Raw genomic sequence first — 9,900 nt, 5'->3', positions numbered from 1 at the left:
TTCGATATTGGCACCATTCGAACCGTAACGGGAATCAGCAATATCTAAATAGAATGGCATCTTTTGAACCGTAATCGCTGGCATCATCCGACCGAAATCAATGGCACTAATCGAACCGTAATATCCACCATATTCAAAATGAAGCATGGGAAGCCGCTAAACGGGGAAGGCAATATGATATATGACATGCCGAGTCCTAACCCACCTTTACGCAAAGCTTGTCAGGATGGTAAGGCAAAACTCATTTTCGTGCAAGATTTGTCTTTAGAGGAAGTCAACGAAGAATTATCTATTCGTTATGAGGAAATTAAAAATTTCTATAACGATGTATCCTGTACCGATTCTGAAGAATGGAGTGTTGGCTTGTTACTACGTTCAGAATGTTGCTATGAACCTATCGCTAAACATAAAACAATCGATTCAATCGAGATAAATGAAAAAATAGAAATTTACAATCGCATCATGAACAGGAAACATCAGCTTGAGTGTATTTAAATAATATGTGAAACCACAACAAACACTGTCTCCTGTATAGATGGAAAGCCGTTAATCGAAATAGTACATCAATAGATATAAGCCATAATAAAACGAGAAATCCCAGGCATATGCCTGGGATTTCTTTTATAAATACAGATGGTAAATCTGTTAATAAGTAATTTTAATTAGCGGGTTCCGCCTGCCCACCAAACATTTTCAGAATACACATACGTACCATTTCCATATGCGGCCTCTACATTGGGGTTCGTAGTTGTTTCCGAAGCGCCATAAGGTAAACGCAAAGGGAATTTACTTGCATTATTTGGATTTTTCAATTCGATCAAGTCTTCTCCCAGCGCTTTCCATCGACGGATATCATTATACGTTTCCGTAGACTCACCTGAGGCCCCAAAGAATGCTAAATACTTCTGTACCGCGATCTCTTTTAGAGGATTGGCCTGGAACAAAGGTTTCACTTCATCTTCAAAATATGAATCAATGTCAGTTACAGTAATCGCTGGCGACTTCTTTGTAAGACCTCCATATTGGACAAGTGCAGGCGCGACAAATGCCGTTTCGACAGATTTTTCAGAATTGTTGATGGCTGCCTCAATAGCTGTTTTTAACACTGGCTCTATATCTGCTGTCGATCTATTTAAACGTGCCATCGCTTCTGCTTTCAAGAACTGTAGTTCATGATAACTCAACAACAGAGTCGAAGCTGTTTGTGAAAAAACAAAAGTAGATGTCAGATAGCTATATTGCTTTTGTTCGCTCTCTCCATTGGGGGCAAGCAAACCATACGAATTGCTTCCTGTCTCCATATTATCCACTTGTACCCAATCTGCGTTTGTAAAATTTCTGTTCCTACGAGGATCATTCCGTTCGATGAATTTATCAGCTATGCTTTTACTAGCACCTAAAAGATCGACAGACCATTGGAAATCAAATAAGGGATTCAAGTTTTGCGCATCATACACGTTAAATGCCGCTTCCTCTGTTGCACTGGAAAACGAATTTTCTACGAATTCGATAACATCTTCTAAAGCTTGTGTTTCATTGGATGTCACGTTCAATAAACGCATTGTGTACCGAGCTTTAAGACCATGGGCAAACTTTATCCATTTTCCATTATCTCCGCGGAAAAGTAAATCGTGACTGTTGTATACTCCTGATCCATGAGTGTCCCCTTTTGGTATATTATCAATCGCTGCATCTAACAACGTCATAATCTCGGAATATAAAGCTTCTTGCTTATCAAGTTTCGGTGTCTTGTTTTCAAAGGGATTGAAGGCTTCTGAGTACGGGATATCTCCGTACATATCGGTCAAAATTGCCAGGTTATATGCTAATAAAATCTGACCTACACCCAATGTCGCGAAATTTCCTTCTTGTGAACCGCCTTCTGAACATTTCTCTACAACTATACGCGCATTTTTTGCGGTTTCATAGATACTGTTCCAGCTGTTATTAAAAGTAGTAGCCGTTTGTGGTTCACCATCACGATGTTCCGCATTCCACAGTTGATTATACACTCCTACCTCATGCTCCACATAAGAAGAAAGATAACTGTTTAAATCCCCCCCGACACTTCGTACTGCAGTAGATGTGATTACATCGGCTAAAATAAATTTAGCCTCTACATCAAGTGGATTATTAGGGTTAAAGTTGATCTCATCCATCCTATCCTCTGAACAGGAAGTAAATGCAATGGGCGTAACAAGCAAACCTAATGCTAAAAGTTTGTATATATTATTTTTGAATTTCATTATCTTAAAATTTAATGTTTACCCCTAAACCATAGCTTGTTGCTCCCGGTAAAGAGAAGCGTTCAAAAGCTCCGGACATATTCGTGTTACCTTGTGAAGCTTCCGGATCAAAACCTTTCAATTCTGACCACAAGATAAGGTTACGTGCGAACGCGTTAACGTCCACAGTAAATCTTGTATTAGAATATACTGGATAGCCTAACGAAACCTCTCTTAATTTCACAAACGAAGTACCAGTAACCGAACTTTCAGAAATGTTGTTCAATCTATTAAAATAGGCAAACGCATTCTCTGGTTGAATCAAAATATCGTTTTCTGCATAAACTCCCTCTGAAACCTCTTTCACAGCTGCCTCTTCAAATAGGAACGCATCACCACTTCTATAGTCTGCTGATTTTTGCGTCACCCCATAGAAATCCAAAATGGCTGAAGTCGCATGTAACATCTGTCCACCTTGTTTCCAATCTAATACCGCTCCTAATCTAATTTTCTTATATTCTAATCGTGTATTGAAGCCTAAAAGGAAATCAGGTGCCACTCGTCCGATAACCTCCTGTGGACCTACTTGTGGCAATCCATTTGCATCCACTACAATTTGTCCAGCATCATTTCTTAGGTAAGAGTTACCATATATCACAGGGAATTTCTCACCTATACCAGCACGTACCTGTGGCTCAACAAATCCACCTAAGAAAATATTTTGCACACCGTCTGCTAATTCGTCTACGTAGTTATCAATTTTTGTAAAATTGAAAGCAAAATCCCAACGAAAATCCCCTTCACGGAAAGGAGCTACATTCAGCGTAACCTCGTGCGCATTAGTATGTACCTTACCTCCATTTGTTACTATAGCATCAAAACCACTTGATCCACCTAAAGGTATTTGGAAAATCTGATCTTTCACATCTTGACGTGAGAAGGTATAACTCAAATCGAAAAGACCATTCAAAAATGTAAGATCCGTACCAATTTCATAAGCTCTCGTATTTTGAGGTTTTAATTCCGGGTCATACAAAATCGGATAAGGTGTAAATGCAACAAGAGATCCGAGCGGATAGATTATTGGTGTCCCCCCTGAGAAGCCTCCTCCGTATGTAGGTGTAGAATAATAAGATTCATAATAGTTACCTGCTTGTCCTACTTCAGCATACGATGCTCTCAATTTACCAAAATTCAGCACCTCACTTTGCAAGCCTTCTAGCTCGGTAAAGACGAACGAAGCGGATACCGATGGGTAGAAGAACGAACGATTATCGCGAGGCATATTCGAAACAACATCATTACGTCCCGTTGCATTTAGGAATAACATGTTTTTATATGCCAAGTTCAAGTTTCCAAACACACCGAAAGTACGTGTATGTCTCAAGTCTTGTTCCGCCGTATAGGTGGTCGCGTTGTTCATATGGTTCCAACCTGAAAAGTTAAAACCGGCTCCAAATCCGTAGTCATATCTACGATGCCTATCGACAATTTCGTTACCGATCATGGCATCGAATACCAAATCTTCGTTAATTTCCCAATTATAAGAAGCAGTCGCCAAAGAGTTCAGTTCTGTAACAGAATAATGATAGTTTTCCACTTGACCATTGGGTATTCCTGCTTGTCCATACCCCCAAAGATCGGTGTAATTAGCTGTATATGAATCTACTCCCAATTGATATCGTAACGTTAATTTTTGATTATCTTTCAACTGCGTTGCAAATTGTGCAAAGCCGTTTCCGAAAAAACGCTGATTTTCTTCCGTAAAGCTATTATTTTGAGTTGCCCAATAAGGTTGATCGAATGGACCACCTCTATAATTGTTTTGTACATAAGGGTTTCCATCAATATGGCTTGGAATGCCTTTCAAGTCATAAGAAGGAGGCGCAGGATACACTGTCGCAACCACACCATCATTCGCCCCGGTAGATTTAGAAACTTTGGAATTTACGTAATTACCAGTGAAACCTGTTGTCCATTTATCGGAAAGATTAAGTTGTGTTGCTAACTTCGCATTATAACGATCCATTCCAGTAGAAGGAACAATACCATTTGCATTTGTGGCCGCTAAAGTCATTGAGTAGTGACCTTTATCGAAACCTTGCATTACATTTAACGAGTTATTATATGTATTCCCAACATCAAAAAAATTCTTTGCGTTATCGTAAGCCTGTGGTGTAGCCCAAGGATCTAACCCTGCAGCAGCACGTTGGGGTACGTAATATTTGCCAGACTGCATACCATATTCATCGGTATAGTCGTTCACCGTATTACCTCCATAAGTTGGGTCGTTCGCCAAATCATCAATACGACTTCCCCAAGATGTTGACTGTCCGGGGGAAAACGCTCCTCCAGTACCTTGCGCATACGTCTTTTGGAAATCAGGCAATGCAGCTATGTTATCAAAAGATACATTAGAATTATACGTAATCTGCGCACGGCCCTTTTCTGCATTCTTTCCGCTTTTAGTAGTGATGATAATCGCACCATTGGAAGCACGCATACCATATAAAGCAGATGCTGCCTGACCTTTTAGAATATTGATGCTTTCAATGTCATTCGGATCGATATCTAGTCCTCTCGCTGAATAATCCGAACCAGTCACGGAGTTTCCAGTAGATACATCTGGAGTAGAGGTGATAGGCATACCGTCGATTACGTATAAAGGCGTATTATCTCCCGTAAACGATCTGGCACCACGAATGGTAATCTTGGCAGAAGCACCCGGCATACCTGATGACGGGGTCACTTCCACACCGGAAACTTTACCTTGAATAGCCGTTGCTAAATTGCTGTTTGCCGCTTGAGTCAAGGCTTCTCCTTTTACCTCTTGCGTTGCAGTCGCCAATGCACGTTTCTCTCTTGTGATACCCATCGCGGTTACCACCACTTCTTCTAACGCCTCTCCTCCGCCTGCAAGTTGTACATTCACTACAGCACGACTACCTACCGCCACGCGTTGGCTATCGTACCCAATGTATGAAAAAGCTAAAGTGGCATCGTTCCCGGACACCTGAATGGAATAATTCCCGGAGCCGTCTGTTTGAGTAGCGTTTGACGTTCCGACAACAGCTACAGATACCCCTGCAATCGGAGTTCCATCGCCGGCCGATGTCACGCGACCACTCACTTGTCGATTTTGTGCGACCGACACCCCTACTAGGCAGGTCAGCACAAAAATTAAACTGAGTAATTTTTGTTTCATGTTTGTGTTGTTTAGTTATTAATTTGTTGATTGTTTGTGTTGTTACGGAAATTAACTAACGCCTGTACCCTTTTGTTTTAACACCACTTGTCATCACAAAACTGTTACATTAAATAGGAATCAAATTAATACGAACCGAAGTCCAAGCAACTTGAAAGTCTACATCATGTACAGTCGTATGTAAAACTTTACTGTTCTAACAAAGAAAATGCAATGGATTAGTTAATAAATTCCGTTTCATTTGTGTTGTTGTTTGTTTAGTTAATCATTTTTTCTATCTCTCACGCTATCGGAAAAAGCGTCAACAGCGCTCTCTATACTGTTAAAAATTGTTAAACTATGCAAACATAAAAAAATAACTTTGTTCTTGCAACTTTTCAAAAAAACTTACACAATCACTGACACCGCATCAATAAACTAACGGAAAGAATGCAAAATCACAAACAAAACACCACAAAACAATTGAACAATATAAACAAACTATAACAAAATTATATTCTAATAAAACAATAAAAATAAGAATATAAAAACAGCATACCGAAGACCGAAACTGGATATAATCTCTCCAAACAGTATATAGAAATGTTTGCTTTGTAGAAAAAAAGCGACATGACATGTTTTTTTTAAAGTTATCTTTGCATATGCGTTTTGATATCATTACCGTATTGCCGGGCTTACTGGAGAGTCCTTTTGCACATTCTATCCTACAACGTGCCCAGCACAAGGGTCTGGTAGAAATCCACGTACACAATCTGCGGGATTATGCAACAAACAAACACAAGTCTGTTGACGACTACCCTTATGGTGGTGGTTCGGGTATGGTCATGCAAATAGAACCCTTTGCGGCCTGCATCGAAAAATTACAGGCGGAACGATCCTATGACGAGGTAATTTATATGACACCGGATGGTCAAACCCTCAACCAAGAAATCGCCAATACACTGTCTTCCGTAGAGAACGTCATTATATTATGTGGACATTACAAGGGAATTGATCAACGTATCCGCGATGTATTTGTGACTAAAGAAATTTCCATTGGGGATTATGTATTATCTGGCGGTGAACTACCCGCCGCGATATTGGTAGATGCCGTGGCTCGTGTGATACCCGGTGTACTGTCCGACGAGACTTCTGCCTTATCAGATTCTTTTCAAGACGGATTGCTGGATGCGCCTATATATACACGGCCGGCAGAATGGCGGGGGCATCATGTTCCTGAGATACTACTCAGCGGCCACGAAGCCAAAATTACCACCTGGCGTTATGAGCAACAGCTGAAACGTACTGAAGAACGTCGCCCAGATTTGCTAAATGACTAAGATTAATCGATGTTTTTTATTTTTTTATCAAAAAAAGTTTGCCAAATAAAAAATATTCATAAATTTGCGCTACACAAATGATCATGAAACAATTACATACAAACTGGTGGTGGCTCGAAGCAAGTAGCGTCGGGAATGCGTTTGGTATGTAACTAGATATTCATAATCAACCAAAACCATTTTGAAAGTAAGCCCGGCGATTAAACGCCGGGCTTTTTTAGTTAAATTACGACGCTTGAAAAGAAGTAAAAAAGATAAAATCAGGGAAATAATGAAATATAAACTGAAAACGAATTACCGAAAGATACTGGCCGACACAACGACGCCCGTAAGCATCTATCTCCGCCTGCGGGACACTTTCCCAAACAGTTTGCTGTTGGAGAGCTCGGAATACCACAGTCGCGACAACAACATCAGCTATATTTGCTGTGAGCCAATTGCGGGCATCACCCTCGACAAGGAACATCTTCGCCTTATAGAACCGGGTGCAAAACCCGTTTATAAGAGCGCCAATGAAATTAATCTTCGGGAAGAGGTGTCAGCTTTCCGCAAACAATTCTCTCAATCAGACATTGAAGGCGTAAACGTTATTTCCTCCGGGTTATTCGGTTATTTTACCTTCGATGCCGTCGAGCACTTTGAAGATATTACGCTAACCGCAGGCACACATTCAGCGCGCGAAATCCCTTATATGCAATACCATGTATATCGCTATGTCATCGCTATCGACCATTTCAGAAACCAGCTCTATATTTTCGAAAATCTATTAACCGACGAATCTTCTGATTTAGATAGACTGGAATATTTAATACAGAATAAAAATTTTCCGGAATATCATTTTAAACGTCGGGGTGACGAGGCTTCCAATATGACAGACGAAGACTTCAGAAGCTTGGTCGAAAAGATGAAACAACATATACAGCGCGGAGATGTTTTCCAAATTGTACCATCGCGCGCATTTTCCACGCCGTTTGCGGGGGATGAGTTTAACGTATACCGCGCACTGCGGTCGGTCAACCCCTCACCTTATCTTTTCTATTTTGATTATGGCGACTTCAAGTTATTTGGTTCGTCACCAGAGGCGCAGCTGACCATCAAAAAAGGAGAAGCCACGATATATCCCATTGCCGGAACGTTCAAACGTACGGGCGACATGGAAAAGGATGAAATGATTGCAGAAGAATTGAAAAATGACCCGAAGGAATCTGCAGAACATGTGATGCTAGTTGATTTGGCACGCAATGATTTGAGCCGCCACTGTACCCACGTAAAGGTGAAATCATATAAAGAGGCACAATATTATTCGCATATTATCCATTTGGTATCCAAAGTTTCGGGTAAACTAAACCCCGCCTCTAACCCTTTTGATGTCGTAGGCGATACCTTCCCCGCGGGAACATTATCGGGTGCCCCCAAACATAAAGCACTCACACTGATAGACCGCTACGAAGGTTTGCCACGATCTTTCTATTCTGGTGCTATTGGCTATATGGGGTTTAATGGTGATTTCAATCATGCTATTATGATCCGCTCCTTCCTGAGCAAACAGAATGTACTGCACTACCAAGCAGGGGCAGGGATCGTGCTGGACTCTGATCCTGAAAAAGAGCTACAGGAAGTTAATAACAAAATTGCGGCTTTACGCCGCGCTTTAGAAATTGCAGAAACGCTATAATACGAAATGAGTAACAATAAAATATTAGTAATCGACAATTACGATTCATTCACCTACAACCTTGTCCACTTATTACAGGAATTAGGACAAGATTACACGGTGTGGAGAAATGACAAGTTCGAACTTGACGACGTAGAACCATTCCACAGCATATTACTGTCTCCCGGACCGGGAATACCACAAGAAGCAGGACTTTTAATGGATGTGATCCGTCGATATGCTCCGTCTAAACGCATCTTAGGCATCTGCTTGGGGCAGCAGGCTATTGCCGAGGTATTTGGGGGCTCACTATATAACATGCCGAAGCCCTTGCATGGTGTAGCTACAGATATCGTCATTACCGACGAAACAGAGAAACTCTTTCAGGGTTTCCCTAAGGATTCTAAAATCGGACGATACCATTCATGGGCGGTATCCAAAGAAAATATACCGGACTGCCTACAGGTAACGGCGCGGGATCCAGACGGCGTTATCATGGCGTTACGGCATAGGGAATATGATGTGCGCAGTATGCAGTTTCATCCGGAATCTGTATTGACAACAAATGGGAAAAAGCTAATAGCGAATTGGTTGTTATAAATAGGTTAGATAGTGATAAAGTTAGGAAGTGAGCCCATCTTAACTTTCTAACTCCTTAACGCTCTAACTTTTAAACTTTAAAAAACAAATGACGATACTAGATAAAATAATAGAACGGAAAAAAATAGAAGTAGCCGAAGCTAAAAAGCAAGTTTCATTGGAAGAACTGGAGCAGTATCCACTTTTCAGCAGAACATGTTATTCGCTGAGAGACTCCATACTGCACCCGGAACGGACGGGCATTATCGCGGAATTTAAACGGGCCTCTCCTTCGAAAGGACTCATCAACGGTACATCGGGTGTAGCGGAGGTTGTTCGAGGTTACCAAGATGCCGGCGCGTCGGCGGTATCGGTACTGACAGACTCGGATTTTTTCCAAGGTTCCCTTGTGGATATCCGTGCGGCACGGGAGGTATTGACCATTCCGTTGCTACGTAAAGAGTTTATTGTCGACAAGTACCAAATAGCCGAGGCGAAGGCCTATGGTGCTGATATTATCCTATTGATTGCGGCTTGCCTCAATAGTAAGGAAACTGAAACACTTGCGGATTATGCGAAATCGCTAGGGTTGAATGTGCTTTTGGAGGTACATAACGAAGAAGAACTTCAACGTAGCCTTTTTGATAGCATAGATGCTATCGGCGTAAACAATCGTAATCTAAAGGATTTTGTGGTAGATTTAAATCACTCCTATGGTTTGGTCGATAAAATTCCCGACACGTTCATCAAGGTATCGGAAAGTGGTATATCCGACCCCAGTACCATCAATACATTACGAAAAACAGGTTTTCAGGGATTTCTGATCGGCGAAAATTTTATGAAGACCGAAGACCCAAGCAAAGCGATAAAGGATTTTGTAAAAGAAATGAAAAGAGGGGCATATTAAACGCCCCTCTT

7 protein-coding genes are annotated in these 9,900 nt (G+C 41.2%); 5 read left to right on the top strand and 2 right to left on the bottom strand.

Annotated elements, in window-relative coordinates; translation table 11 throughout:
* The first annotated feature begins 138 nt into the window (after nucleotides 1–138).
* A complete protein-coding gene (locus tag H8B06_RS17645; protein ID WP_190995521.1) occupies nucleotides 139–495 on the top strand; it encodes a hypothetical protein in 357 nt (118 codons plus the stop codon).
* A 167-nt stretch (nucleotides 496–662) separates the two neighbouring features.
* On the opposite strand, the gene H8B06_RS17640 is transcribed toward H8B06_RS17645, so the two are convergent.
* Both H8B06_RS17640 and H8B06_RS17635 read right to left on the bottom strand, forming a co-directional pair.
* Nucleotides 663–2,246 carry a SusD/RagB family nutrient-binding outer membrane lipoprotein gene (locus tag H8B06_RS17640; RefSeq protein WP_190995520.1) on the bottom strand — a complete coding sequence of 528 codons (1,584 nt, stop codon included), beginning with the start codon at nucleotides 2,244–2,246 and terminating at the stop codon, nucleotides 663–665.
* A 4-nt stretch (nucleotides 2,247–2,250) separates the two neighbouring features.
* On the bottom strand, nucleotides 2,251–5,430 hold the full coding sequence (locus H8B06_RS17635; protein ID WP_190995519.1) for a SusC/RagA family TonB-linked outer membrane protein: 3,180 nt from the start codon (nucleotides 5,428–5,430) through the stop codon (nucleotides 2,251–2,253).
* A 641-nt stretch (nucleotides 5,431–6,071) separates the two neighbouring features.
* Between H8B06_RS17635 and trmD the strand changes: the two genes are divergently transcribed.
* The 4 genes from trmD to trpC all read left to right on the top strand — a co-directional run bounded on the left by trmD (nucleotide 6,072) and on the right by trpC (nucleotide 9,889).
* Nucleotides 6,072–6,749, top strand: coding sequence for a tRNA (guanosine(37)-N1)-methyltransferase TrmD (gene trmD, locus H8B06_RS17630; RefSeq protein WP_190995529.1), 678 nt, complete (start codon nucleotides 6,072–6,074; stop codon nucleotides 6,747–6,749).
* A gap of 271 nt (nucleotides 6,750–7,020) precedes the next feature.
* Nucleotides 7,021–8,424 carry an anthranilate synthase component I family protein gene (locus H8B06_RS17625; RefSeq protein ID WP_190995518.1) on the top strand — a complete coding sequence of 468 codons (1,404 nt, stop codon included), beginning with the start codon at nucleotides 7,021–7,023 and terminating at the stop codon, nucleotides 8,422–8,424.
* Between the two features lie 6 nt (nucleotides 8,425–8,430).
* Nucleotides 8,431–9,003, top strand: a complete 573-nt coding sequence (locus tag H8B06_RS17620; protein ID WP_190995517.1) for an anthranilate synthase component II — start codon at nucleotides 8,431–8,433, stop codon at nucleotides 9,001–9,003.
* Nucleotides 9,004–9,091: 88 nt separating this feature from the next.
* Nucleotides 9,092–9,889, top strand: a complete 798-nt coding sequence (gene trpC, locus H8B06_RS17615; protein WP_190995516.1) for an indole-3-glycerol phosphate synthase TrpC — start codon at nucleotides 9,092–9,094, stop codon at nucleotides 9,887–9,889.
* Nucleotides 9,890–9,900 lie beyond the last annotated feature (11 nt).

The organism is Sphingobacterium micropteri (assembly GCF_014692515.1).
GTDB classification, from domain to species: Bacteria; Bacteroidota; Bacteroidia; order Sphingobacteriales; family Sphingobacteriaceae; genus Sphingobacterium; species Sphingobacterium micropteri.
Note: the sequence above shows the minus strand (reverse complement) of the source record. Positions and strands in the feature narration are given on the sequence as shown.

Coding starts and splice junctions, on each gene's coding strand:
- H8B06_RS17640 (WP_190995520.1), bottom strand. CDS start 2,246: ATGAAATTCAAAAATAATATATACAAACTTTTAGCATTAGGTTTGCTT.
- H8B06_RS17620 (WP_190995517.1), top strand. CDS start 8,431: ATGAGTAACAATAAAATATTAGTAATCGACAATTACGATTCATTCACC.
- H8B06_RS17645 (WP_190995521.1), top strand. CDS start 139: ATGAAGCATGGGAAGCCGCTAAACGGGGAAGGCAATATGATATATGAC.
- trmD (WP_190995529.1), top strand. CDS start 6,072: ATGCGTTTTGATATCATTACCGTATTGCCGGGCTTACTGGAGAGTCCT.
- H8B06_RS17635 (WP_190995519.1), bottom strand. CDS start 5,430: ATGAAACAAAAATTACTCAGTTTAATTTTTGTGCTGACCTGCCTAGTA.
- trpC (WP_190995516.1), top strand. CDS start 9,092: ATGACGATACTAGATAAAATAATAGAACGGAAAAAAATAGAAGTAGCC.
- H8B06_RS17625 (WP_190995518.1), top strand. CDS start 7,021: ATGAAATATAAACTGAAAACGAATTACCGAAAGATACTGGCCGACACA.